A 23,129-nucleotide genomic window follows, 5' to 3' on the forward strand; every position below is an offset into this window, starting at 1 on the left:
GGGGGCGGCCAGGCTGGGGCCGTCGGCTTCATTGATGATAATAGGCATCCAGCGCATAGCGCCGGGTAGATGTTTTCCAGCGGCCATTGACCAGGGTTTCGCGGGTCACGCGCACCTGTTTGCCTGCCGGGTCCTGCGCGTCTTCAATCAGCCGCTCCACAGCCTGCAGGCGGTGGCGGGCATCAAACTGGTAGTGGGTCGTTTCATGGTAACAGCAGCCACTTTTGGCAAAGGTGCTCAGCCGCTTGTGTTTGGCATCCACCTGGAACATGCCCAGTGTTTCGGCGGTCAGCGTCGATAATTCATCGCTCAATACAAACTGCTTGCTGGTGCTGTCGTAGAGATAAACGCTGTAGGTGGGGCCACCGTAGGGGCCGTCATTACCGTTTTGCACCGCGAAATCGGCATGACCGTCGAAGTCGAAATCGGCCACATTGATCACACCCTGCAAATCATACAGGCGCGCGCTATTGACCAGCGGCTTGCCGTTGTCGCCATGCGCCATATAGACATTGTCCAGCCGTAGCTGCTGTACCCTGCGCTGGCTGCGTTTGTCGATGATGTTGATGGTAGCCGGGCCTTCTGCCGCCCAGTCGCGCTCGCCCCAGTTGAGCAGCGTGATGTCAAAGCGGTATGCCGGCATGGCATTGTCGATTTGCTGACGGACCAGCTGCGCGTGCTGCAACTGCTCCAGTCGCTCTTTATAGACACTTTGCAGGCAGGTGGCATCGGCCTTGCACTCGGCACGCGGGCCAGCCAGCCACTGGCGCTGGTTGTCTTGCAGCAGGCCTTGCTGATTGTGCTGCCGGTAGGCGGCAGCCACTTGCTCGTCCAGCACGGATAGTTCCGGCTGGCGGCAGATGGCCTGCTCGGTGGCCGTGGCCGCCTTGCTGCAATCAAAGCTGGCTGCTGTCGCCAGCATCGGCAACAGCAGCAGCCACAGCCAGCGCAGGGAAGGCATGGGCTCAGTCGCGCTCGGGGTCGGTATTTTCCAGCTCAAGCGCAGCCGCCAGCAGTGCCAGACGGGCAATCACGCCATAGGCGTAGAAGCGGTTGGGCGCACAGTCCGGCGAGCCGTGTTTGTCCGGCAGGCAGGGGGTTTCGAAGGACAGCGGTACAAACTGCATGCCCGGTGCGTTGAGGTTTTCGTCAATGCCACGACCGGTGTGCACGCGGTAGAAACCACCGGTGACAAAGCGGTCCATCATGTACACCACCGGCTCGGCCACTGCGTCGTCCACTGTTTCGAAGGTATACACGCCTTCCTGCACGATGACTTCGGAGACTTCCAGCCCTTCTTTCACCACCGACATCTTATTGCGCGCCTTGCGGTTCAGCCCGATGACTTCTTCCGGGCTCTTCACGCTCATCACGCCCATGCCATAGGTGCCTGCATCGGCCTTGACGATGACGAAGGGGTCGTTCTTGATGCCGTATTCACGATATTTGGCCGCGATCTTGTCCAGTGTGCCGGCTACTGCTTCGGCCAGCGCGTCCTCGCCCTGACGGGCATGAAAATCCAGCCCGCTACAGTTGACGAAGTAGGGGTTGATCATCCACGGGTCGATGGAAATCAGCTGGGCAAACTGTTCGGCCACCTGATCGTAAGCGGTAAAGTGATTGCTCTTGCGTCGTACCGCCCAGCCGGCATGCAGCGGTGGCAGCAGGTTTTGTTCCAGATCCTTCAGGATGTCGGGAATGCCGCCGGACAAATCGTTGTTAAGCAGCACCACGCAGGGGTTGAAGCCATCGGCCAGTTTCAAACGGTTACCCTGACGCAGGATGGGTTCGAGCTTGACGATGTCACCGCCGGCGCTGGTCAGTTCGGTGACTTCGGTGATTTCCGGGTTGAGCGTTCCCAGGCGTACCTTGAGGCCAGCCTGCTCGAAGATGTGCACCAGCGTGGCCACATTTTGCAGGTAGAAAGTGTTGCGGGTGTGGTTTTCCGGAATCAGCAGGATGCTGCGTGCTTCCGGACAAACCTTTTCCACTGCAGCCTGCGCCGCCTGGATAGACAAGGGCAGGAAATCCGGATTCAGGTTGTTGTGTCCGCCGGGGAACAGGTTCATATCCACCGGAGCCAGCTTGAAACCGCTGTTGCGCAGGTCGACCGAGCCGTAGAACGGTGCGGCATGGTTATGCCACTGACTACGGAACCAGTGCTCGATATGTGGTTGGGCGGTCAGAATGCGGCTTTCCAGTTCCAGCAACGGGCCGGTCAGTGCGGTGGACAGGTGTGGGACGGTCATGGGCTCCCCTAGGCGTCGGATGACTTGCGAGTAATTGGTCTATGGTGGGGGTTGGCCTTGGGGAATTCAACCCTCTCGCATGAAGGAAAGCTTCATCGCGTGCCATGGGGAAGCGCGCGGTGTGCTATCCGGCACGCCCTTCCCCCAGCATGGAGCTGGCCGCTCAAGCCAGTGGCCATACTTCCCCATAGGTGCGCTGGTACATGGCCTGCAGTTGTTCCCAGTCGAAGAAGTGATTCTGACAACCGGCAGTGGTGACTTTGATGGCGCCGATCATATTGGCCAGACGCCCGGTCAGCTGCCAGTCCAGCTGGCGGCTGATGCCGAACATCAGCCCGGCGCGGAAGGCATCGCCGCAGCCCATCGGGTCCACCGGCGGCTGTGACATCTCCACCCGTGGCAGATGGATGTGGTCGGCCCCCACGTAGAGATCGGCCCCGCGCGAGCCACGGGTCACCACCACCGCCTGCACCTTGCGCCGCAAATCCTCCACCGTCAGCCCGGCGCGTTCGCGCATCAGCTCGCTTTCGTAGTCGTTGATGGTGATGTAGCTGGCCAGCTCGACAATCTGGTGGATTTCCTCACGCGACAGCAGCGGCAGCTCCTGGCCCGGGTCGAAAATGAAGGGAATGCCGGCAGCGGACAGCTCCTGCGAGTGCTGCAGGAAGGCACGATGACCACCGGGCGACAGGATGGCCAGCTCTACCGGCTGCTGGATATCCGCGATGTGATTCTCGGTGGAAAAATCCATCGCGCCGGGATGAAATGCCATCAGCTGGTTGCCGTCTTCATCGGCAATGCCGAAGCACTGGGCGGTGTATTGCTTGCGGATCAGCCGGATGTGGCTGTCATCCACCCCGGCCCGCAGCAGGTGCTGGCGGTAGGGCTGGAAATCTTCGCCGACCGTACCCATCACCAGCGGTTTTTCGCCCAGCAGGGTGAGGCTGTAGGCGATATTGCCCGCCATGCCGCCAAATTCGCGTCGCATGCTGGGCGCCAGAAAAGTGGTGGAAATCTTGTGTAGCTGATCGGGCAGGATCTGACTGTCGAATCGACCGTGAAACGAGAACAGCGTATCGTAGGCGAGCGCCCCGCATACCAGGAGAGACATGCTCACTCCGAATAAAATTCAACTGAACATTTTAACATGAAACTTTTTTGTGCATGCGGAGCGAAACTTGCGCCTGCGCTCTCTCTCCAAAGGCAGCAAACCTCGCTTTCCCATTCTGCAAGCTAGTTCTGGAGGCCAAATGAACCTGACATCCTTGCGCGCCACGCTGCTGGCCGCCCTGCTCTGCCTGCTGCCACTGGCAGCCAGCGCAGCGCCCACCCTGGCGCAAACCCGCTTTATCGACCAGAGCGGCAGCTCGGTTTCTCTGCGTGCTTACCAGGGCAAGGTGGTACTGGTGAACTTCTGGGCCACCTGGTGCGGCCCCTGCCGCGAAGAAATGCCCATGCTCAATGCGCTGCGCGAGCGGCTGGCGCCCAAGGGGGTGGAAGTGGTGGGCGTGGCGCTGGACAACAAGGCGGAAACCTATAATTTTGCCCGGCAGCTGAAAATCACTTATCCCATTGTATTGGGCGACAGCGACACCCTCAGCCTGCTGCGCACGCTGGGCAATCCGGCTGGTGCCCTGCCTTACAGCATCATCCTGGACCGCAACGGCAAGCAGGTGGGCAGCCTGCTGGGCCGCCTGAACGAGAAGAACCTGGAAGACACGCTGCGTCACTTCCTGTGAGCCCTTCGCCAGACCGGCAACAAAAATCCCCGCTATTGTCAGCGGGGATTTTCATTTCTGCTACTTGGCAGCTGAAGTCATCAGAGACTGGCCGCCAGCTCGCTGCCCTGACGGATGGCGCGTTTGGCATCCAGCTCTGCCGCCACATCGGCCCCGCCAATCAGATACACGCGCTTGCCGGCATCCAGCAATGGCTGCTGCAGTTCGCGCAGCGGGTCCTGACCGGCACAGATGATGACGTTATCCACGGCCAGTAGTTGCGGCTCGTCCTTGATGATGACATGCAGGCCGGCATCGTCAATTTTCTGATAGCTGACGCCGGACAGCATCTTCACCTTTTTCATTTGCAGACTGGCGCGATGAATCCAACCGGTGGTTTTGCCCAGACCATCACCCACCTTGCTTTGCTTGCGCTGCAACAGATAGACCTCACGCGGACTGGCATGCGGCTGCGGGCCTTGCGGGCTGAGGCCACCCGGCTCGGCCACATTCATGTCCACCCCCCACTCCTGCATGAAAGCGGCCACATCCAGTGCAGTGGACTTGCCCTCATGGGTGAGGAATTCCGCGGTATCAAAACCGATGCCACCGGCACCGATGATGGCCACACGCTTGCCCACCGGCTTGCCGTGCTTGAGCACGTCCAGGTAATTGAGCACCTTGGGGTGGTCGATGCCGTCGATCTGCGGCAGGCGCGGCGCGATGCCGGTGGCCAGTACCACTTCGTCGAAGTCCTGCAGCATGGTCGCATCGGCACGGGTGTTCAGTTGCAACGAGACGCCGGTATCAGCAAGGCGACTGGCGAAATAGCGCAGGGTTTCGTAGAACTCTTCCTTGCCAGGAATGCGCTTGGCCACATTGAACTGACCGCCGATTTCGCTGGCGGAATCGAACAGCGTCACCTGATGGCCGCGCTCGGCTGCGGTAGTGGCACAGGCGAGGCCTGCCGGGCCGGCCCCCACCACAGCAACCTTTTTCTGCTGAACGGCCGGGGTGTAGTTGAGTTCGGTTTCGCGGCAGGCGCGCGGATTCACCAGACAGCTGGTGAGCTTGCCTTGGAAGATGTGGTCGAGACAGGCTTGGTTGCAGCCGATGCAGGTGTTGATGCTGTCGGCCTTGCCGGCGGCTGCCTTGTTGACGAAATCCGGATCGGCCAGGAAGGGGCGCGCCATCGATACCATATCGGCACAGCCGCTGGCCAGAATGTCCTCCGCCACTTCCGGAGTATTGATGCGATTGGTGGTGATCAGCGGAATCTTCACCTTACCCATCAGCTTTTTGGTGACCCAGGCAAAACCGCCACGCGGCACCATGGTGGCAATGGTGGGGACACGGGCTTCGTGCCAGCCGATGCCGGTATTGATGATGCTGGCACCGGCGCGCTCGATTTCCTGCGCCAGCTGCACCACTTCGTCCCAGCTGCTGCCGTCCTGCACCAGATCCAGCATGGACAGACGGTAGATGATGATGAAATCGCTGCCCGCCGCAGCACGCACTGCCTTGACGGTTTCAATGGCAAAGCGGATACGGTTTTCAAAGCTGCCGCCCCAGTCATCGCTGCGCTTGTTGGTGGCGCGGGCGATGAACTGGTTGATCAGATAGCCTTCCGAACCCATCACCTCGACGCCATCGTAACCGGCTTGTTGGGCGAGTTTGGCGCAGCGGGCGAAGTCGGCAATGGTTTGCCACACCTCGGCGTCAGACAACTCACGCGGACGGTAAAAGTTGATGGGCGCAATCAGCGGCGAGGCCGACACGCATTTTTCCTGAAAGCTGTAGCGCCCGGAGTGCAGGATCTGCAAGGCAATCTTGCCGCCTGCAGCATGCACGGCAGCGGTCACCTTGCGGTGGTCCGGCACATGCTGCTCATCGGCCAGCATGGACGCGCCTTCGGCCACACAGCCTTCCGCATTCGGCCCTACTCCGCCAGTGACAATCAGCCCCACGCCGCCGCGGGCGCGCTCGGCATAGAAAGCAGCCATTTTGTCGAAACCGCCAGCGGCTTCTTCCAGGCCGGTATGCATGGAGCCCATCAGCACGCGGTTTTTCAGCGTGGTAAAGCCCAGGTCCAGCGGGGAGAGCAAATGCGGATAAGCAGTCATGTTTCGTCCTCGTCGACGTGGCGAGCAGGCGCTCACCCTGATTGTGGTTCAGCCGCCGGTCATTTGCCGGCATGGCATGCATTATTGTCGCTCGACAATACTTACTAGTAAGTAAGTTGTCAACGCAAGCCATCGCCCGGATGTGCTCATGCACCGCGCATCCGCGCTCACCCTGCTTGGCGTGTACAGGCAGGCTGCTTACACTGTGTCTTTTCTGCCGGATAATCCATGCCCCTGCCCCGCCCGCTGGCCAATCTGCTTGCCCTGCCACCCTTGCTGGCTGCCGGCAGCTTTGCACTCACCGACAACCTGTTCTGGCCGGTACTGCTGTACCTGGCCATGAGCCTGCTGACCTTTGCCGTCTATGCCTGGGACAAGCGCCAGGCCATTAACCATGGCCGCCGCACACCGGAAAAAATACTGCACTGGCTGGAAATGCTGGGTGGCTGGCCGGGCGGCCTGCTGGGGCAATACTGGCTGCAGCACAAATCCAGCAAGGGCAGCTATCAGCTGATGTTCTGGCTGATCGTGCTGGCGCACTGGCTGCTATGGGGCTGTTGGATAGCCTGGCGCTGGCATATGGCGCACCCGGTCTAGCCGGTACCTCCCTGTACGGCTTTGAGTACCCGCTCCAACCAGATCTGCAGATCGGCCACCACTTGCTCGCGGTTGGTTTCATTGAACATTTCGTGACGACCACCGGGATAGACCTTGCTGCTGACATCCTGCAGGCCGGCGTCGCGGTAGCGGATTTCCAGCTGACCCAGTGCCAGCCGACCCAGGCTGACCGGATCGCGGCTTCCCGCCAGCAAATAAACCGGACAGGCGCGCGGCAGACTGCTGCGAGCATCGGCCTCTCCCTGCTCCAGCGCCATGATGCCGCCAAACAGGTCTGCCCACAGTCCGGGCGTGGGGTCAAAGCCGCATAGCGGATCAGCCTGATACGCTGCTACCTGTGCCGTATCGCGCGACAGCCAGTCAACACGGGTGCGCGCCGGAAAGAAACCCAGATTGAAACTGCCGAAAATCAGCCGGGCCATGAAGGCGGATGGCAGATTGGCCCCGCCCAGCTTGCCGGCAAGCCGGGCCAGCTGACGCAATACCCAAGCCAGCGGACGCTGCCGGTAACCGGTAGCCGACAACACCAGCCCAGCCAGTTGTGCGCCATGCTGCAGGAAATACTGCCTGGCGATGAAGGAACCCATGCTGTGCCCCAGCAGGATGAGCGGCAAACCCGGATGGTGGCTGGCAATGTACTGGCGCACGCTATCCACATCAGCCACCACCTTGTCCCAGCCATCTGCGGCGGCAAACCAGCCATGATGAGCCGCATGGGGGCCGTGGCCGCGATGGTCATGGGCATACACGGCAATGCCGCGCTCGGCCAGTTGCAGGGCCAGCGGCTGGTAACGCGCAGCATGTTCGCTCATGCCGTGGCAGATCAGCACTACGGCGCGAACGGCCTGCGTGGCGGGTGGCTGCCAGCAGCAGCCATGAATGCGGTGGCCATCAGCCGCCGGCAGGGTGAAGTGCTCCATGTTTTCCTCGTCGCGGTCTGCGCTCCGCTTGCCCGGGTACGGGGTATGGAGCTGCATTGATGATGCAGCCATCATGCGTCCTGGCCCACTACTGTCGCAAGCAAAAAACCGGGCAGCCGTGGTGATGCCGGACCAGCAGGGCCAGCTCGCCGCTAAAGGGCAGGCAGCAAGGCAATGGTCAGCATCAGGGTGGGGGTTCCTAGAATGGTACTGCACAGCAATGTGGCGCCCGACAGGGCATAAGGCAGTCGCTGGTTCACCCCGAACAGGATGCCAAAGAAGCCAGACGGAATGGCAGCCAGCAACACCACCGCCTGTGTCACTTCACGCGGTAACGCCAGCAACAGGGCCAGCCCGTAAACCAGTACCGGGTGGACCACGTTTTTCAGCACGGCACTCAGCAGGATGTGCCAGTCCAGCCGGAAAGGCTGGGCAGAAACCAGCAAGCCGGTGACAAACAGGGCCAGCCCCCCAACGGCCACACCCATCAGCGAGAAAGCGGCACGCAGATAATCCGGCAAGGGCCATTGCAACAAGGCCAGCAGGGTGCCCGCCAGCGGTGCCAGCACCACCGGATTACGCAGGATGTTCACCAGTGCCGTCAGCAGTGGCCAGCGCTCGCCTCCTGCTGCGGTGGCTGGCTTGTCCTGCAATAACAACAAGGTTAGCGGCGAAATGATGACACTGCCGGCAATGATTGCCACTGCCACCGCCAAGGATTCTGTGGGTGAAATCACCGTGGCAAGGAGGGGAATGCCTACCGCTGCATAGTTGGGCAGTGCCACCGTACAGGCCTGTACTGCCGCCAGCGGAGGTTTTTGCCGCCACAGCAGCCGCTCCAGGCCGTAACTGAGACCGAACAGCAACAGCATGGACAACACCAACAAGACAAACAAGGGCAGCTGCTGCTGCAACATGCCGAGCGAGGCAGTGGCCGTGGTCAAAAACAAGGAACACGGCAGGGCAAAACGCATCAGCAGGCTGTTGAGTGATTCGATATGCACATTGTCTACACGCCGTCGTTTGCCAGCATAAAAACCCAGCCCCAACACAAAGAACATGGGCAGTAAAGACAGAAGGATGGTGTGCAGCATGATTTCCCCGGCTTCAGAATGAGGTTCGCCCCGCTGTGTCAGAGCACCATGGCGCATGGTGCATGGCAGGGCAAAGCCGGTCCAGCGGTGCCGGTCAGGCCGGGAACGCTGGCAGACTGTCCAAAACAACGGGAGACAAACAGGAGGGAATGTGACTAATCCATCGTGCCGCCGCGTGCAGAACTACAGCATCAGGCTAGCATCCTGGCCGGGTCGAAGTGCGGATTGGTCAGTGAGGTGAGCACATGATCACGCCAGCTGCCATTGATATACAGGTAATCACGCGCCAGGCCCTCCTCGACAAAACCCAAGCGCTGCAACAAGGCAGCGCTGCGCTGATTGTGCGGCTGGTAATTGGCTTGCAGGCGATGCAGGCGCAAATCGTCAAAGGCAAAACGGATGATCTCGCTGACCGCCTCGTGCATCAGACCCTGCCCTTCCAGAGCGTGGTCGATGCCATAACCCAGATGGGCCGCCTGGAACACACCACGCACGATATTGCTCAGGCTGATGGTCCCCACCACCTGTTGCGGCGCGTCGGGCAGGGTCAGCAGGTAGCGCGCGCACACGCCTTGCTCCCAGCCCAATGCCTGCTGACGCAGCTGCATGGTCCAGTACAGCTCGGTAAAGAACATGTCGCCGGGCTTGGGGTCCCAGGCGGCAAAATGCTGCCGGTTGCGTACCTGATATTCCAGCATGGGCAGCGCCATACTGATGTTGGCGGGTCGCAAATGCAGGCGCGGGGTGACCAGCACGGTTTGCTGAGTGGTCATGGCTGTCTTTCGGCAAGGACACAGGAGCCAGCAGTGTAAGTGCAGGCTGGCCCAAGGCTCAAGCGGCCTGCCATGCAACAACGCCCGGACAGGCCGGGCGTTGGGTCTTGCTGCGTTGCGACTGGCGGCTTAGTTGCCGGTCAGGCGCTCCAGTGCTTCGCGGTATTTGGCGGCAGTCTTTTCGCGCACGTCCAGCGGCACGGCCGGAGCCGGAGCCTGCTTGTTCCAGCCGGAGGCTTCCAGCCAGTCACGCACGAACTGCTTGTCGAACGACGGCGGATTGGTACCGGCGGCATAGCTGTCGGCCGGCCAGAAACGGCTGGAGTCCGGGGTCAGCGCTTCGTCCATCAGCACCAGGGTGCCGTCTTCGTCCAGACCGAACTCGAACTTGGTGTCGCAGATGATGATGCCGCGCTTGGCGGCGAATTCTGCCGCGGTCTTGTACAGCAGGATGGCGGTGTCACGCACCTTGGCCGCCAGTTCGGCACCCACGATGTCCACACACTGTGCGTAGCTGATGTTTTCATCGTGATCGCCCACTGCCGCCTTGGTGGACGGGGTGAAGATGGGTTCGGGCAGCTGGCTGGATTCCTGCAGGCCAGCCGGCAGCGCAATGCCGCAGACAGTGCCGGACTTCTGGTATTCCTTCCAGCCGGAACCGGCCAGATAACCACGCACCACGGCTTCGATCGGCACGGCCTTCAGGCGCTTGGCCACCACGGCACGGCCTTCCACTTGCGGCAGGTCTTCGGCGGACACCACGTCTTCCGGCTTGTCACCGGTCAGGTGGTTGGGCACCACGTCCTTCAGGGTTTCAAACCAGAAGTTGGAAATGGCGGTGAGGATCTGGCCCTTGGCCGGAATCGGGTCGTCCAGAATCACGTCGAAGGCGGACAGACGGTCGGTGGCGATCATCAGCATGCGCTTGTCGTCGATCTCGTAGAGATCGCGTACCTTGCCGGAGTAGATTTTCTTCAGGCTTTTCAGATTGGTGGTGTTCAGTCCGCTCATGACACGTCTTTCATCAAATTGATCGTATTGATCCTGGCTCGGCATTACAGTGTGTTGCCTTGCCTTAGTCAAACCATTGCATACCTTCGTAAGGCCTTTGCCGACAGGCTGCCAGACGACTCTCTAGTGAACCGGCATGCAGTTCGAGCAGATGGCCGTCGGGATCGCGGAAGTAAAAGGAATCTCCTTCACTGCGATTCTCCTTGCACGGCCTAATCCCTAAAGCTGTCAGCGCAGCTCTTGCAGAGGCAAAATCCTCAGCACTCACACTGAAAGCAGCGTGTGTGTAGCCCGCCTTCACGCCCTCCGCCACACTTTCATCCAGTGACAGGCAGAGCCAGACATCGCCCCACAGCAGATAACCACCCTTCAACCAGCGTGCTTGTGGCCGTACACCTGGCAGCGCAGTATAAAACTGCCAGGCGCGCTCCAGATCGGCTACTGCCAGTGTCAGATGATTTAGTCCGCTAACAGCCATGCGCTTACAGCGTATCCTTCAACGCCTCGGCCTGCTCCAGTGCCTCGTCGGCAGTGGCGGCCATCACGTTGAAGTGGCCCATCTTGCGACCCGGGCGCGCCTGCTTCTTGCCGTACAGGTGCAGCTGGGCATTGGGGGCCTCGGCCAGCACGTCCCAATTGGGTTCACGGCCGTCTTCCTTCCATACATCACCCAGCAGGTTCACCATCACCACCGGGCTGAGCAGGTCGGTGCGGCCCGGCAGCAGGCCGCACATGGCGCGCACTTGCTGCTGGAACTGGTCGGTAAGACAGGCCGTCAGGGTATAGTGGCCGGAATTGTGCGGGCGCGGGGCGATTTCATTCACCACCAGGCTGTCGTCAGCCAGCACGAAGAACTCCACCGCCAGCACGCCGACGTAATCCAGCGCTTCGGCCAGGTTTTGCGCCATCTGCTGGGCGGATGCCGCCAGCGCCGGGGCAATGCGCGCCGGGACAATGGACACATCCAGAATGCCGTTTGCGTGACTGTTTTCCGCCACCGGAAACACCGCCATCTGCGCACTGCTGACGCGGGTGACAATGGCCGATACTTCCAGCTTCAGGTCCAGCATCTTTTCCAGCACGCAGGCCTGACCACCCAGATTGGCATAGGCCGCGCGGGCTTCGTCCTGGGTGCTGACCCGTACCTGCCCCTTGCCGTCGTAACCCAGACGCGCGGTTTTCAGGATGCCGGGCAGGTAGGGCGTGAGGTCGACCTGGATGTCTTCCACGCTTTCAATGGCCAGATAGGGCGCAGTCGGCAGACCGGCCTTGTTGATCCAGGCTTTTTCGGCAATGCGGTCCTGGGCGATGGCCACGCAGTCACCCGAGGGCGATACACGGGTGGTACGCGCCAGTTCGCGCATGGCGTCGGCATTAACGTTTTCAAACTCGGTGGTGACGGCAGCACAGGTCTGCGCCAGCGTCTTGAGTGCAGCGGCGTCGTTGAACGGTGCGCACAGGTGCACGTCGGCAAACTGGGCGGCCGGGGCATTGCTGTCCGGGTCCAGCACGGTCACGCGGTAGCCCATGGTCTTGGCAGCCACGACAAACATGCGGCCCAACTGGCCGCCGCCGAGAATGCCCAGCATGGACGGTGGCAGGATGGCCGCCATTTATTCCACCTCCGGCAAGGTCATGCCCAGCACGGTTTCTTCCTGACGCTTGCGGAAGGCAATCAGTTTCTCGGCCAGTTCCGGCACGGCATTGGCCAGCATGGCCACGGCAAACAGCGCGGCATTGGCGGCACCGGCTTCACCAATGGCAAAGGTAGCCACCGGGATGCCCTTGGGCATTTGCACGATGGACAGCAGCGAGTCTTCGCCGCGCAGGTATTTGGACGGCACCGGCACACCCAGCACCGGCACGTGGGTCTTGGCAGCCAGCATGCCCGGCAGGTGGGCAGCACCGCCGGCACCGGCGATGATGGCTTTCAGACCGCGCGCGGCAGCGGTTTCTGCGTATTGGAACAACAAATCCGGGGTACGGTGGGCGGAGACGACGCGGGTTTCGAAAGCGACACCGAAGTCCTTCAGCACGCGCGCGGCGTTCTGCATGACTTCCCAGTCGCTGTTGCTACCCATCACGATGCCGACTTCAATCATGGCGGTGAAGCTCAGGGAGGAATAAAGACGTGATTTTACCTGAGAGCCGGCTGGGGCCGGAATGGTTTTTTATTTTGATATCAAGACAGTTGCGACAACTGTCGCAAGCGCTGTCTCTGGCTCAGCCCGGACGCGGATAGGTAAACAGCAGCAAGTGCGCGGTATTGAAGGCCAGATGGGCCAGCGCCGCCAAGGCCACCTGCCTGGTGGCGGCATACACCAGGCCGTAGCCCAGGCCGGCCAGCGTGGCCAGCCCTACCCAGCCCCAGCCACCGGCCACATGGGCGGCACCAAATAGCAGCGAGGCGCCAATCAGCGCGGGTAAGGGTTCGATGCGGTTTTCCAGCCAGCGCTGCAGGCCATGGCGAAACAGTGCTTCTTCGGGCAAGGCGGTGAGAAAGAAGTTGGCAAACAGCCAGGGCAGCAACCAGGCCGGCAGCTTGGGGGCATAGGCAATCATGCCGCTTTCCTGCGCCAGTGCCAGCACCAGCATCAGCAACAACAAGCCAACCGCAGCCACAGTGCCACCCCAGGCCCGGCCCCGGTGCGGGGCGTCGTGCAGGCCCAGCAGCAGCAGCCAGCCGGCCACACCTTTGTCAAAACTCCAGAACAGCCGGTACACCTGGCTGTCCGGCGTCGCCCGCCCCTGCCATAACAAGGGGTTGTCGAAACCGGGCAGCGCATGCAGGGCCAGCGCCAGCAAGAGTGCCAGCCACAGCACCCGCCATTCCGGACGCGGAAACCGGTACACCGCATAGCTCAGGCCACCGGCTACGGCCAGTGCCAGCAGGCCCAGCGGCTGCAATAGTCCGCACAAGACCGCCAGGCCAATAGCCCCCAGGCCGGCCAACAGCGAAGAGCGCGGCAGGCCCAGGCACTGCAGCAGCAGGGCAATGGCCAGCCAGCCAAAGCTGGCCAGTTCGACGGTGGCGGGTAGCATCATGGGCATGCGCAGCCGCCCGGCCAGCGCAAGGGGTGGCCGGGCGCTAAAGGCTTACATCTTGGTGAGCTGCTCGCGCGCTTTCTGAGCGGCGGAGCTGGACGGATACAGCTTGATCAGGCGCTTGAGCGTGGCCTTGGCAATATCCACTTGCCCCAGGTCGCGCTGGCAGTTGGCCACATTGCGCAGTGCATCCGGTGCCTTGGGGTTGTCCGGAAACTGCTCGGCAAAGCGGCGGTGGATTTCAATGGCTGCGTCGTACTGGCGCTGGGCGGTATGGGCAACGCCAAGCCAGTACAGGGCATCGACGGCCTGCGGCGCATTGGGGTTCTGCTGGATGTACAGGCTGAGCGCGGCGGTAGCCTTGGGGAAATCACGCGCACGCAGCAGATTGAGTGCCTTGTCGTAATCCGGGCTGGTCTGGGTATCGGCCGCAGCAGGCTGGCTGGCTGCCGGCTGGCTGGCATTCTGCTGGGCGGCGGCTTCCTTGCCGGCACTTTCCAGATGGGCCAGACGGCCGTCCAGATCGTTATACAGATCGTTCTGGCGCTTCTGCGTGGTTTGCAGATTGTAATTGGCCACTTCCACCTCGCCGCGCAGCTTGGCCACTTCGGCTTTCAGGCTTTCCATCTGGTTGACCATTTCCAGCAGCTTCTCATTGGACAGCTTGCTTTCCACTTCAGTCAGGCGCGCGCTGGCCTGACGATTGACCTGGTCAATCTGGTTGCGGGTGGCTTCGATATCGCTGGTGGTGGCGCAGGCAGACAGGGTAAGCAGCAGCGCCGCGCTGAGGGCAAGCCGTTTCATGGGGCAGTTCTCGGTCCGTTGCATACAGGTTGGCCGGACATCATAGCAGCCTGAAGTGTATTTCTGGCTAGATGTCCGGCCTGATTGATCCGGCATGGAGGCACACCGCTTAAAGTGTGCCGCTGCTTGCCTTACTCGCCGTTGTACAGAATGTCGGCGCGGCGGTTTTCGGCGTAATCAGCCTCGGTGCTGCCGGTCGCCTTCGGTTTTTCCTTGCCCAGGCTGACCGCCTCAAGCTGCTGGTCCTTCACGCCCAGCACTTCCAGCGAGCGCTTCACGCTTTCGGCACGACGCTGACCCAGGCCCAGGTTGTATTCGCGGCTGCCGCGCGCATCGGTATTGCCCTGGATGATGACCTTGCGATCGGCGTGATCCTTCAGGTAGCCGGCATGGGCTTCCACGGTGGGCTTGTCGCTGCCCTTGACGGTGGAGGAGTCAAAGTCGAAGTACACGCTGCGCTTGGCCAGCGGGCTGTTCGGATCGTGCAGCGGGTCTGCAGCCAGCTTGCCCTGGTTGCTGCTGCCGGTATCGGCCGGGGCCTGTACCTGGCTGGCGGCACCGGCATTGTCGGTATTGCTGGTGACAGCAGCCGGTTTGGTGCTGGCGCAGGCGGCCAGCAGGGTAACCGTGGCGGTGCCGAGTACGAGTTGTTTCCAGTTCATGCCTTCGCTCCTTGGATTTGAATGCATTACATCATTGCGGATTGTTGAAAGGGCCCCATGACGGGTCCTGCACTTCACCATTAATCACTGCCAGTCTTACCTTGCTGCTGCCATCCAGCGTGGTGGCATACAGCACGCTCTTGCCGCCGGCATCGCTGGCATACAGCACCATGCGGCCATTGGGCGCAAAACTGGGGCGTTCGTTGTAACCACTCTCCGACAGCGCACGCACATCACCGGTGGTGAGGTCCTGCGCCATCACGCGAAAACGGCCCGCCTCGCGCCGGATAAAGGTCAGCGTGCGACCATCAGGCGACACGCGCGGCGAAACGTTGTAGCTACCTTGCCAAGTAACGCGCTGGGCCTGCCCACCGCTGACAGCCATGCGATAAATTTGCGGGCCGCCGGTGCGGTCGGAAACAAAATAGATCTGGCTGCCATCCGGGGTGAAGGCCGGCTCGGTATCAATCGCATCGCTATAGCTGAGACGACGCGGCGGCCCGCCCAGGGTATTCACCAGATAAATCTGCGAATTGCCAGTTGTGGTCAGCACCACCGCCAGCTTGCTGCCATCCGGGCTCCAGGCCGGGGCGGAATTGCTGCCCTTGAAGTTGGCCACCGCGCGGCGCTGGCCGGTGGCCAGGTCCTGCACCCACACTACCGGCTTCTTGCTCTCGAACGACACATAGGCCAGATAGCGGCCATCCGGACTCCAGCTAGGCGAGATGATGGGCTCCCTGGAACGCAGGATGGTTTGCGCCCGATTGCTGTCCACATCAGTGATCAAGCCCACTTGCAACTGATAATTGCGACCATTCTTGACCACATACACCACCCGGGTATTGAAAATGCCCTTCTGCCCGGTAATCGCCTGGTAAATCATGTCGGCAATGGTGTGCGCAACTTCGCGGCCACGGTCTGGCGTCACGGTGAACTCACCGGAAGTCAGCTGTTTCTTCTGTGCCACGTCCATCAGGCGGAAGCTGATTTTCACCTGCCCACCGGCCACCGGCTCTACCTTGCCGATGGCGATGGACTGCGCAGCAGCTGCCTGCCACAGCGGGTAGCGGATGTCGGCCGGCTCCACCGGCACATTGGCGATGGCCGAGCCATCCACCATGCGGAACACGCCGGACAGTTCCAGATCGCTGCGGATGATGGGGGTAAGCGCCTCGCGCATGCGCGTGGTTTCATCCTTGAACGGCACCACGGCAATGGCATGTTTGCTGGCACCACCGCCAACGATCTCGATGGTCATTTCCGCGTATGCGCCACGGCCAGCCAGCAAGACAAACATTAGCAATACCTTAAACAGAGTACGAATGTCCGGCATGAGTTCCCTCTGAATATAAAATTTCCTGAAAACCATTCATCTGCCTGCCGGCCTACTGCCGGGGGCGGAATTCCATCTTGAACTGACGATAGCCATCGTTGAAATTGGCTCCAGGCGGCAGGCTGGGGAAGGTATGTGCCTCCCAGATGGCACGCTGTACCGCCTCATTGTAAGCACTGCTGCTACTTGGCCCGATCACCTGCACCTTGCTCACTTCCAGCGTGGGCAACAGGGTAACCAGCACCACCACCTTGGGATTGCCGCTCAGATCCGGCGGAATCTGCACCAGCGGAGTGATCTTGGCCTTGACCTTGTCCATCCAGCCGCCCTTGGCAGCCGCCGAACCATTCACCGCGCCACCGGCCACACCATTGGCACTGCCAGCCTGGTTGCTGCGGGCATTGGCCTTGTGGCCGGTATTCGGGCTGTCCAGCGTAGCCAGCGCGTCATCGACTTCGTTGCTATAGGTTTTCGACTGCTTGCTACCCTTGCCCGGCACCGCTGGCGGCGGTGTCTTGGCCGCTTTCTTGTCGGCGACAGCCGGTGTGGCCGGCTTGCTCACCGTTTTTTCTGCTGGCTTATCCTGCTTTTTCGGCGGCTCCAGCTTTTTCTCCGTTTCCACTTTCTTTACCAGTTCCGGCTTGGCTTTTTCCGGCAACAGCTTTTGCACCGGCGCAGGCTTGCTGACATGCTCCGGTGGTGGTTTTACTTGGTGCGGCGGCTTGGGTTCGGGCTTTTTCTTCGCCCCCAGATTGACCTCAGCCGGTGGTTCCGGCGGAGGGGCCGGCGGGGTCAGCACGGGTGGCGCAGGCGCTGGTTTCACGGCGGGCACCGGCTCGGCCACTGCGGGCGGCGCGGGCGGCGGGCTACTCCACAACTCCAGCGCCAGCGGCACTTCCCTGCTGGGCTGCTTGCTGGCAAGACCGGCCCACAGCATCAGGGCGATGACCACCCCGTGCAATAGCAGCGAGGCCAGTACGGACCAGGACGGGGAGCTTGAATCGGTACGCTTCATGCCTTATTGATGATTCTGCTGCTTGACGGTGAGGGCCACGCGCTTGATGCCGGCCTTGTGCAGGTCGTCGGCCACACCCACCACTTCGGAATACTTGAGGTCTTTGTCAGCCGAAATGGCCACCGGGCGGTCGGCACCGGCCAGCAAGGCGACCACTTGGGCAGCCAGCGTGCTACGTGATTCCACCGCCGTCACCTTGTCGCCATCCTTGATTTCCAGCTTGCCCCCGGCATCCAGCACCACTTCCAGCGGCGGTGCATCCAATGCTGCCGCCTGGGATACGCTGGGCACCTGAATCACCCCGGGGGTGAACATGGGGGCCGTCACCATGAAGATGACCAGCAACACCAGCATGACGTCGATGTAGGGCACCACGTTCATCTGGTTCATTTGACGGCGGGGACGGCGGTTGAGCATGACAATCCAGACCAAAGTTCAGCTTGCCATCATAGCACCGCAGCCAAAGAGGCCGGATGACAAACAATCTTGCTTAACAAAAAAGGGGTCTGACCAGCAGCGCCACCATAAAGTTCTCATCCGGCAGGCGGGCTGGGCCAAGGCTCACAGCCGGGTACACAGGGTAAGGCCGTCGCCAATTGGCAGTACGCAATGGCGGATGCGCTTATCCTGCTGCAGCCGGGCATTGAAGGCATGCATCAGGTGCACGCCGGCCGGGTCGGTCGGGCGCGGCGTCACCACACGGCCGGACAGGAAGATATTGTCGATGGCGATGACGCCACCGGGCCGCACCAGTTGCAGGCAGGTCTCAAAATAATCCTGATAAGAGGGCTTGTCGGCGTCGATGAAAGCCAGGTCGAACTGGCCAGCCCGGCCTTCTGCCAGCAGTTGCTGCAAGGTAAGCAAGGCGGGCTGCAGTTCCAGCCGGATACGCGCGGCCACCCCGGCGCGCTGCCAGTAGTCGCGCGCGATGGCGGTGAACTCTTCACTGACATCGCAAGCCACGGCCTCGCCATCAGCCGGCATGGCCAGCATGGCGGCAAGCATGCTGTAACCGGTGAAGACACCGATTTCCAGATAGCGGCGCACGCCCATCAGTTGCACCAGCCAGCCCATGAACTGCCCTTGCTCGGGGGCGATCTGCATTTTGGCCATGCGGTGGCCGGCGGTGAATTCGCGCAGTTCACGCATGACCGGGTGCTCGGTCAAGCCAATGGCCATCAGGTAATCATGCAAGGTGCCGTCCAGCGGCACGGTACGACTGGTCATGGGTAGTCTCGGAAAAATGACAAAACGCCCACTGGACAGACCGGGCCGGCATGGCAGGCCAGTCCGGTGGCAACAGGGGGCGTTCGGAAATGGCCTCGGCGGCGGCCGGGCCGGGACTGCTTATTCCGGCTGGTAGACGTAGGGCTTTTGCGCTACGCGGGATTCTTTCCAGCGGCGCTGGTCGTCCAGGCTGACATTGCGGTCCCACAGGGTGAGGCGCAGTTCGCGGCGCTGCTGGTCTACTTCCGGATTCTTGTCCAGAAATTCGCTCATGAATTTGGTGAAGTCGGACTGGTACATGGTGTTCCCCTGGCTATGATCGCAGGATTCTAATCGATAAGCGCCGGCACTGACCACGGTATTGCCGGATATTTGGCCACAGCGGCGGCACAAACACCACAGCAGCAGCTAGCTGCGCGGGATGGCGGGCGATTTGTCGCCGTACATCTTGCGATCGGCAACATCGAGCAATTCCTCAATCAGCATGCCGTCCTCGGGATAATAGGCAATACCGATGCTGACCCCCAGCCGGATGGTGTGACCGTCCACGTCATAAGGTTGCTGAATGGAGTGCTTCAGGCGCTCAACCACCCGGTCAGCCTCGCGGTTGGATTCAACATCCTCAATCAGTAGCACGAACTCATCCCCACCCAGCCGGGCCACGGTATCTTCATTGCGCATAATGGCCAGGATGCGGGCGGCAATCAGCTGCAACACCTTGTCACCGGTGGCGTGGCCATAGCTGTCGTTCACCGGCTTGAAGCGATCCATGTCGAGAAACAGCACCGCCAGTCGTCGGTCGCTGCGGTTAAGCCGTGAAATGGCGTGCTGCAGGCGGTCATAAAACAGGTTGCGGTTGGCCAGCCCGGTAAGGCGGTCGTGATTGGCCAGATAAAACAGATGGCTTTCGCGCCGCTGCTGCCGGGACAGCAGTCCCCAATAAAAACGCAGCCCGACCGCAAGCAGCAGCAATACCAGCAATGACTGGCACAGGATGACGGCACGCTCGAAACCGGTGAGCAGATACCAGCCCAGCGGCCAATCCATGCGCAGGGTAAGCGGCTGCGATTCATTGCCCACAGGTCGCTCCAGTTGCAGGCGCGGGAAGCCCAGTGTTTCCAGCCAGCCATGCGGTTTACCGGCAACGTCCACATAGGCTGGCTGCTGGCTGGCCTGCGGCCCTCTTGCCAGAATCCTCATACTCAGCCCGGCTGGCAGTGCGGTATCGGCCGGGCGCAGATAATCGGAGCGCAAAGCCAGGGCGACAAACTGCTCGGGGGTCTGGCCGCGCAGCAATAGTGCGCTGGCATTGACAGGCTGCAGCAGCAGATGGCCCCGGTAGCCCTCGCGCAAAATGAATGAGACCGACATGGCGGTGCGGCCAAAGCGCCGGGCATCCTGGAATGCCGTATGAAACCGCGGGTCATGGACAATGTCAGTGCCCAGCAGCGGACGTACGGCCTGGTTCAGCGGCAGGATGGACACCACCGGGTAGTATTCTGTCTGGAACGGCAGGGGGTAGATCAGCGTCTGCCCGGACTGGGCGTAGGCATGCAGCTTGAAATCACTACCCCAGCGTGCCTGCATCTCCTGCATCCAGGCCGGCAGATCCTGCTGGCGAACGCGCTGGATACGCTCCAGCGACACCAGCTGCGGATAGCGCTCGGCCATCTGACGCACAAAAAGCTGTTCCTGCTCGCTGGCATGCTGGTGATCGAGCATGGTGAAGGCGGCATAGCTGTCCAGAATGGTCTCGTTAACCAGCAGCTTCTGGTTCAACTGTTCGGACAGGCGTACACCCAGCATGTCGAACTCCTGCTCGGCGCTGATCACCGCCCGGCTGAGAAAAGCCATGGAGATCAGTGCACTCAGCAATAGCCAGAGCAGTACACATGCCAGGGTGGCCAGTTTTATCCGCATGGAGCAAGGACTGGAAAAGGGGGAAAACGGGAATTCTATAGAAAGGGCGGCGTGCTGGCGCAAGTAATCCGTAGCCAGCAGGAAGAGTTAAGTAGTTACACCTAGACGTATTTGCCCTTACTAAAAAGCCCTGCCGCTAGCTGTCTAAACTAGCTGCTTGTCTTACGCAGTCCGGCCCGGATGGCGGACAGCTGACGCCGACTGACTGCCAGTGGCTGAGCGATGTCTCGCAGACGCACACCCCACTGCTCCTCCACGCCATCGCCCAGACGCAGCAGCTCTTGCAGGGCGTGGCGCATCACCAGGCAGTTGCGGTGAATGCGCAGCACGCTATCGCCCAACCGCTGCTCCAGCGCCACCAGTGAGTCATCCAGCAGATATTCACCATCCGACGTCACCAGGCTGATGTATTTTTGCTCGGCCTTCAGGTAGCGCACGGCAGAAAAGGGAATATTCAACAACCGGTCGCGGTGCCGCACGGTGAAATGGGCTTCGATGGCTGGGCGCTTGCCACAGCGGACTGCTGCTTTTTCCAGCGCCTGGCGCAAGCGCTCCAGCCTGACGGGCTTGAGCAGGTAATCGGCGGCATCCAGTTCGAAGGCATCCACGGCGTACTGCTCGTGTGCCGTGGTGAACACCAGCTGCGGCACCAGCGGCAACTGGCGCAAGCTGCGCGCCAGCTCTACCCCGCTGATGCCGGGCATGGAAATGTCCAGCAGCAGGACATCGACCGAGTAGCGCGCCAGCCAGTGGCTGGCTGTCTCGGCATCGCCCAGAGCCGCCACCGTAGTGGCACCGCACTGCGCCACCTGGCCGATCAGGCGTTCGCGCGCCAGCGGCTCGTCATCCACCACCAGTACGCGCAGGCCGTTTACAGTACCCATTGTGGCTTGCCCAGTTTTTCTACCAGTTGCCGCCAGGCCTTGAGGATCTTCTGGAACTTGTTGTTGGTGGGCGCCTGTTCGCGCACCTGCACCAGCATGTCGTAGGCACGGCGCATATGGCTTTCGTGCCAGCCATTGCCATGCACATAGGCCATGGTGGCATTGGCCAGGTTAAGCATCACCTGCACATTGTGCGGCATTTCCTCATGCGCTTTGACAAAGCGTTCGATGGCCTGCTCGAAGCGACCGGCCTGTGCCTCGCGCACCGCCTGGTTGTTCAGCTCCAGCACCGACTGCACGTTTTCGGCAATCAGCTGGCGGCCCATATCGCCCAGCCCGACTTCCTCGAACAGGCTGCCAATGGTGGACAGCAGCTCTTCGTTATCGTGGTTGTTGCGCACCAGATCGCGCATGGCGGCATTACCGCTGTCCTGCTTGCCCTGGGCATAGCAGGCACGGGCAAATTCCATTTGCGCTTCGGCCGGCAGGTTGCTGCCCAGCTTCTGGTAGGCGGTTTCGGCACTGGCCAACAGGCTGCGTGCCTTTTCGTGATTACCCATGCGGTTCTGCAACTGGCTGTCGATGACATTGCACATCCACTCGCCGGTCTCGTTGTAGCGGTAATCACGCCGCAAATTACCCAGGGTGCGGGCGGCAGTGCCGGTTTCGCCGCGCGCCATCTGCACCCGGGCCAGCATGGCGTAATGGGTAGGACTGCGATGCCAGGTGTACTTGGCGATATTGAGGGTTTCTTCACTGGCCGCCTCGGCGGTTTCCAGATCCTTGTTCATCATGGCCACTTCGGCCAGCTGCTTTTGCCGGCGCAACACCACCGGCGACAGGGTTGTTGCCTTCTCCAGCGTGCTTTGCGCACCGGGCAGATCGTGATGGATGCGATGCAGCTTGGCCAGCCAGTCATAGGCTTCCATCACCCTTTCATTGTCGGCCAGTACTTCTTCGAACAGCAGCTTGGCTTCGTCATAGGACTTCAGCCCGGTGAGCGATTTGGCCAGCCCCAGCTTGGCCCAGGCCAGCGGTTTGAGGCGCAGCACTTCCATATAGAGGTTGCGGGCGGTGTCGAAGTCACCGATTTTCTGCGCCAGGCTGCCCTTGAGCTTCATGAAGTCCAGGGTGAATTCGCCACGCTGGCTGATCTTGCGGCTACAGGCATCGATGGCGGCCAGGTATTCATGCCGCATGATGGCTTCGTCCACCATGCGGAAGGCCTCGCGCCGGCGCATGGCTTTTTCCAGCCGCTGGCTGAGCACTTCGCCGGTAAAGGGCTTGAGCAGGTAATCATCCGGTGCCAGTTCGGCGGCGGAGATGACGCGCTGGGCGCGGCGCTCGCCGGTGACAATCATGAACACACAGGACTGCTTGATCAGGTTGCGCTCCTTGACCTCTTCAAACAGGTAAAGGCCGTCATAGCCATTACCCAGGTCGTAATCGCACAGCACCACGTCGAATTCGAACTTGGCCATCTTGGCCAGCGCATCGCCGGCCTTGCTGGCATATTCGACCTTGTCCGCGCCAAAGGAGGCCAGGGTCATTGCCAGGGCCCGCTGCATTTCGGGCAGGCTGTCGATGATCAGAAACAGCCGGCTGGCATACGGGTCCTCGTAAGGACGGCGCGTGCTCTCGGCACTGCCCTGACCGGCAGTCAGGCTCTGATAGGTGGTGGAGGGTAACTTGTCACTCATGGCGTCATCATTGGCCAGCCTGGCTGGAATGTC

At 61.1% G+C, this 23,129-nt stretch carries 24 protein-coding genes; 2 read left to right on the top strand and 22 right to left on the bottom strand.

Annotated features, from left to right (window positions below):
• Positions 1-28: 28 nt before the first annotated feature.
• The 3 genes from GSR16_RS18810 to GSR16_RS18820 form a co-directional block, all read right to left on the bottom strand.
• On the bottom strand, positions 29-961 hold the full coding sequence (locus tag GSR16_RS18810) for an XAC2610-related protein (RefSeq protein ID WP_159880051.1): 933 nt from the start codon (positions 959-961) through the stop codon (positions 29-31).
• Between the two features lie 4 nt (positions 962-965).
• The gene (gene gshA / locus GSR16_RS18815) at positions 966-2,249 is read right to left on the bottom strand and encodes a glutamate--cysteine ligase (protein ID WP_159880053.1); all 1,284 of its coding nucleotides are present in this window, start codon (positions 2,247-2,249) and stop codon (positions 966-968) included.
• Positions 2,250-2,412: 163 nt separating this feature from the next.
• On the bottom strand, positions 2,413-3,360 hold the full coding sequence (locus GSR16_RS18820) for a carbohydrate kinase family protein (RefSeq protein WP_159880055.1): 948 nt from the start codon (positions 3,358-3,360) through the stop codon (positions 2,413-2,415).
• Between the two features lie 139 nt (positions 3,361-3,499).
• Between GSR16_RS18820 and GSR16_RS18825 the strand changes: the two genes are divergently transcribed.
• Positions 3,500-3,988 carry a TlpA family protein disulfide reductase gene (locus GSR16_RS18825; RefSeq protein ID WP_159880057.1) on the top strand — a complete coding sequence of 163 codons (489 nt, stop codon included), beginning with the start codon at positions 3,500-3,502 and terminating at the stop codon, positions 3,986-3,988.
• 80 nt (positions 3,989-4,068) lie between these two features.
• Here GSR16_RS18825 and GSR16_RS18830 read toward each other — a convergent pair whose 3' ends face one another.
• The gene (locus GSR16_RS18830) at positions 4,069-6,090 is read right to left on the bottom strand and encodes an NADPH-dependent 2,4-dienoyl-CoA reductase (protein WP_159880059.1); all 2,022 of its coding nucleotides are present in this window, start codon (positions 6,088-6,090) and stop codon (positions 4,069-4,071) included.
• 228 nt (positions 6,091-6,318) lie between these two features.
• On the opposite strand from GSR16_RS18830, the gene GSR16_RS18835 reads away from it, so the two are divergent.
• Complete coding sequence (locus GSR16_RS18835) at positions 6,319-6,687, top strand: DUF1294 domain-containing protein (RefSeq protein ID WP_159880061.1); 369 nt, start codon at positions 6,319-6,321, stop codon at positions 6,685-6,687.
• Here the strand turns inward: GSR16_RS18835 and GSR16_RS18840 are convergent.
• The 18 genes from GSR16_RS18840 to GSR16_RS18925 all read right to left on the bottom strand — a co-directional run bounded on the left by GSR16_RS18840 (position 6,684) and on the right by GSR16_RS18925 (position 23,096).
• Complete coding sequence (locus tag GSR16_RS18840; protein ID WP_240902539.1) at positions 6,684-7,685, bottom strand: alpha/beta hydrolase; 1,002 nt, start codon at positions 7,683-7,685, stop codon at positions 6,684-6,686. The two genes, GSR16_RS18835 and GSR16_RS18840, sit on opposite strands and share 4 nt — an antisense overlap.
• 95 nt (positions 7,686-7,780) lie before the next feature.
• The gene (locus GSR16_RS18845; protein ID WP_159880063.1) at positions 7,781-8,722 is read right to left on the bottom strand and encodes an AEC family transporter; all 942 of its coding nucleotides are present in this window, start codon (positions 8,720-8,722) and stop codon (positions 7,781-7,783) included.
• A gap of 191 nt (positions 8,723-8,913) precedes the next feature.
• Positions 8,914-9,495 (bottom strand): GNAT family N-acetyltransferase, encoded by a 582-nt coding sequence (locus tag GSR16_RS18850; protein WP_159880065.1) that lies wholly within the window; start codon positions 9,493-9,495, stop codon positions 8,914-8,916.
• 129 nt (positions 9,496-9,624) lie between these two features.
• Positions 9,625-10,506, bottom strand: coding sequence for a phosphoribosylaminoimidazolesuccinocarboxamide synthase (locus GSR16_RS18855; protein ID WP_159880066.1), 882 nt, complete (start codon positions 10,504-10,506; stop codon positions 9,625-9,627).
• Positions 10,507-10,570: 64 nt separating this feature from the next.
• Entirely contained in the window at positions 10,571-10,984 is a 414-nt protein-coding gene (locus GSR16_RS18860; protein ID WP_159880067.1) for a VOC family protein, read from the bottom strand.
• A 4-nt stretch (positions 10,985-10,988) separates the two neighbouring features.
• Complete coding sequence (locus tag GSR16_RS18865; RefSeq protein ID WP_159880068.1) at positions 10,989-12,119, bottom strand: 5-(carboxyamino)imidazole ribonucleotide synthase; 1,131 nt, start codon at positions 12,117-12,119, stop codon at positions 10,989-10,991.
• On the bottom strand, positions 12,120-12,608 hold the full coding sequence (purE, locus tag GSR16_RS18870) for a 5-(carboxyamino)imidazole ribonucleotide mutase (RefSeq protein ID WP_159880069.1): 489 nt from the start codon (positions 12,606-12,608) through the stop codon (positions 12,120-12,122).
• A 121-nt stretch (positions 12,609-12,729) separates the two neighbouring features.
• Positions 12,730-13,557 (bottom strand): CPBP family intramembrane glutamic endopeptidase, encoded by an 828-nt coding sequence (locus GSR16_RS18875; RefSeq protein WP_159880070.1) that lies wholly within the window; start codon positions 13,555-13,557, stop codon positions 12,730-12,732.
• 45 nt (positions 13,558-13,602) lie between these two features.
• On the bottom strand, positions 13,603-14,355 hold the full coding sequence (gene ybgF / locus GSR16_RS18880) for a tol-pal system protein YbgF (protein WP_159880071.1): 753 nt from the start codon (positions 14,353-14,355) through the stop codon (positions 13,603-13,605).
• Between the two features lie 131 nt (positions 14,356-14,486).
• Positions 14,487-15,017: a peptidoglycan-associated lipoprotein Pal gene (gene pal / locus GSR16_RS18885; RefSeq protein ID WP_159880072.1), complete on the bottom strand. Its 531-nt coding sequence runs from the start codon at positions 15,015-15,017 to the stop codon at positions 14,487-14,489.
• 31 nt (positions 15,018-15,048) lie between these two features.
• The gene (gene tolB, locus GSR16_RS18890; protein WP_240902540.1) at positions 15,049-16,314 is read right to left on the bottom strand and encodes a Tol-Pal system beta propeller repeat protein TolB; all 1,266 of its coding nucleotides are present in this window, start codon (positions 16,312-16,314) and stop codon (positions 15,049-15,051) included.
• Positions 16,315-16,402: 88 nt separating this feature from the next.
• Positions 16,403-17,365, bottom strand: a complete 963-nt coding sequence (gene tolA, locus GSR16_RS18895) for a cell envelope integrity protein TolA (RefSeq protein ID WP_159880074.1) — start codon at positions 17,363-17,365, stop codon at positions 16,403-16,405.
• A 3-nt stretch (positions 17,366-17,368) separates the two neighbouring features.
• Positions 17,369-17,782 (bottom strand): biopolymer transporter ExbD, encoded by a 414-nt coding sequence (locus tag GSR16_RS18900; protein WP_159880075.1) that lies wholly within the window; start codon positions 17,780-17,782, stop codon positions 17,369-17,371.
• Between the two features lie 144 nt (positions 17,783-17,926).
• Complete coding sequence (locus GSR16_RS18905; protein ID WP_159880076.1) at positions 17,927-18,592, bottom strand: class I SAM-dependent methyltransferase; 666 nt, start codon at positions 18,590-18,592, stop codon at positions 17,927-17,929.
• A gap of 120 nt (positions 18,593-18,712) precedes the next feature.
• Positions 18,713-18,892, bottom strand: coding sequence for a DUF3460 family protein (locus GSR16_RS18910; protein WP_159880077.1), 180 nt, complete (start codon positions 18,890-18,892; stop codon positions 18,713-18,715).
• Positions 18,893-19,000: 108 nt separating this feature from the next.
• Positions 19,001-20,446: a sensor domain-containing diguanylate cyclase gene (locus tag GSR16_RS18915; protein ID WP_159880078.1), complete on the bottom strand. Its 1,446-nt coding sequence runs from the start codon at positions 20,444-20,446 to the stop codon at positions 19,001-19,003.
• 215 nt (positions 20,447-20,661) lie between these two features.
• The gene (locus tag GSR16_RS18920; RefSeq protein WP_159880079.1) at positions 20,662-21,396 is read right to left on the bottom strand and encodes a LytR/AlgR family response regulator transcription factor; all 735 of its coding nucleotides are present in this window, start codon (positions 21,394-21,396) and stop codon (positions 20,662-20,664) included.
• Entirely contained in the window at positions 21,384-23,096 is a 1,713-nt protein-coding gene (locus GSR16_RS18925) for a tetratricopeptide repeat-containing response regulator (RefSeq protein ID WP_159880080.1), read from the bottom strand. Before GSR16_RS18925 ends, GSR16_RS18920 begins: the two co-directional genes overlap by 13 nt.
• Positions 23,097-23,129: the final 33 nt, after the last annotated feature.

The sequence above is a fragment of the Aquitalea denitrificans genome (genome assembly GCF_009856625.1).
GTDB lineage: Bacteria > Pseudomonadota > Gammaproteobacteria > Burkholderiales > Chromobacteriaceae > Aquitalea > Aquitalea denitrificans.

Excerpts from the sequence above, each read along its gene's own strand:
- GSR16_RS18900 (WP_159880075.1), bottom strand. The coding sequence starts at position 17,782 with ATGCTCAACCGCCGTCCCCGCCGTCAAATGAACCAGATGAACGTGGTG.
- GSR16_RS18910 (WP_159880077.1), bottom strand. The coding sequence starts at position 18,892 with ATGTACCAGTCCGACTTCACCAAATTCATGAGCGAATTTCTGGACAAG.
- GSR16_RS18860 (WP_159880067.1), bottom strand. The coding sequence starts at position 10,984 with ATGGCTGTTAGCGGACTAAATCATCTGACACTGGCAGTAGCCGATCTG.
- GSR16_RS18855 (WP_159880066.1), bottom strand. The coding sequence starts at position 10,506 with ATGAGCGGACTGAACACCACCAATCTGAAAAGCCTGAAGAAAATCTAC.
- GSR16_RS18835 (WP_159880061.1), top strand. The coding sequence starts at position 6,319 with ATGCCCCTGCCCCGCCCGCTGGCCAATCTGCTTGCCCTGCCACCCTTG.
- GSR16_RS18825 (WP_159880057.1), top strand. The coding sequence starts at position 3,500 with ATGAACCTGACATCCTTGCGCGCCACGCTGCTGGCCGCCCTGCTCTGC.
- GSR16_RS18820 (WP_159880055.1), bottom strand. The coding sequence starts at position 3,360 with ATGTCTCTCCTGGTATGCGGGGCGCTCGCCTACGATACGCTGTTCTCG.
- pal (WP_159880072.1), bottom strand. The coding sequence starts at position 15,017 with ATGAACTGGAAACAACTCGTACTCGGCACCGCCACGGTTACCCTGCTG.
- purE (WP_159880069.1), bottom strand. The coding sequence starts at position 12,608 with ATGATTGAAGTCGGCATCGTGATGGGTAGCAACAGCGACTGGGAAGTC.
- GSR16_RS18845 (WP_159880063.1), bottom strand. The coding sequence starts at position 8,722 with ATGCTGCACACCATCCTTCTGTCTTTACTGCCCATGTTCTTTGTGTTG.
- GSR16_RS18865 (WP_159880068.1), bottom strand. The coding sequence starts at position 12,119 with ATGGCGGCCATCCTGCCACCGTCCATGCTGGGCATTCTCGGCGGCGGC.
- GSR16_RS18850 (WP_159880065.1), bottom strand. The coding sequence starts at position 9,495 with ATGACCACTCAGCAAACCGTGCTGGTCACCCCGCGCCTGCATTTGCGA.
- ybgF (WP_159880071.1), bottom strand. The coding sequence starts at position 14,355 with ATGAAACGGCTTGCCCTCAGCGCGGCGCTGCTGCTTACCCTGTCTGCC.
- tolA (WP_159880074.1), bottom strand. The coding sequence starts at position 17,365 with ATGAAGCGTACCGATTCAAGCTCCCCGTCCTGGTCCGTACTGGCCTCG.
- GSR16_RS18920 (WP_159880079.1), bottom strand. The coding sequence starts at position 21,396 with ATGGGTACTGTAAACGGCCTGCGCGTACTGGTGGTGGATGACGAGCCG.
- tolB (WP_240902540.1), bottom strand. The coding sequence starts at position 16,314 with ATGTTTGTCTTGCTGGCTGGCCGTGGCGCATACGCGGAAATGACCATC.
- GSR16_RS18830 (WP_159880059.1), bottom strand. The coding sequence starts at position 6,090 with ATGACTGCTTATCCGCATTTGCTCTCCCCGCTGGACCTGGGCTTTACC.
- GSR16_RS18905 (WP_159880076.1), bottom strand. The coding sequence starts at position 18,592 with ATGACCAGTCGTACCGTGCCGCTGGACGGCACCTTGCATGATTACCTG.
- gshA (WP_159880053.1), bottom strand. The coding sequence starts at position 2,249 with ATGACCGTCCCACACCTGTCCACCGCACTGACCGGCCCGTTGCTGGAA.
- GSR16_RS18915 (WP_159880078.1), bottom strand. The coding sequence starts at position 20,446 with ATGGCTTTTCTCAGCCGGGCGGTGATCAGCGCCGAGCAGGAGTTCGAC.
- GSR16_RS18840 (WP_240902539.1), bottom strand. The coding sequence starts at position 7,685 with ATGCAGCTCCATACCCCGTACCCGGGCAAGCGGAGCGCAGACCGCGAC.
- GSR16_RS18925 (WP_159880080.1), bottom strand. The coding sequence starts at position 23,096 with ATGAGTGACAAGTTACCCTCCACCACCTATCAGAGCCTGACTGCCGGT.
- GSR16_RS18810 (WP_159880051.1), bottom strand. The coding sequence starts at position 961 with ATGCCTTCCCTGCGCTGGCTGTGGCTGCTGCTGTTGCCGATGCTGGCG.
- GSR16_RS18875 (WP_159880070.1), bottom strand. The coding sequence starts at position 13,557 with ATGCCCATGATGCTACCCGCCACCGTCGAACTGGCCAGCTTTGGCTGG.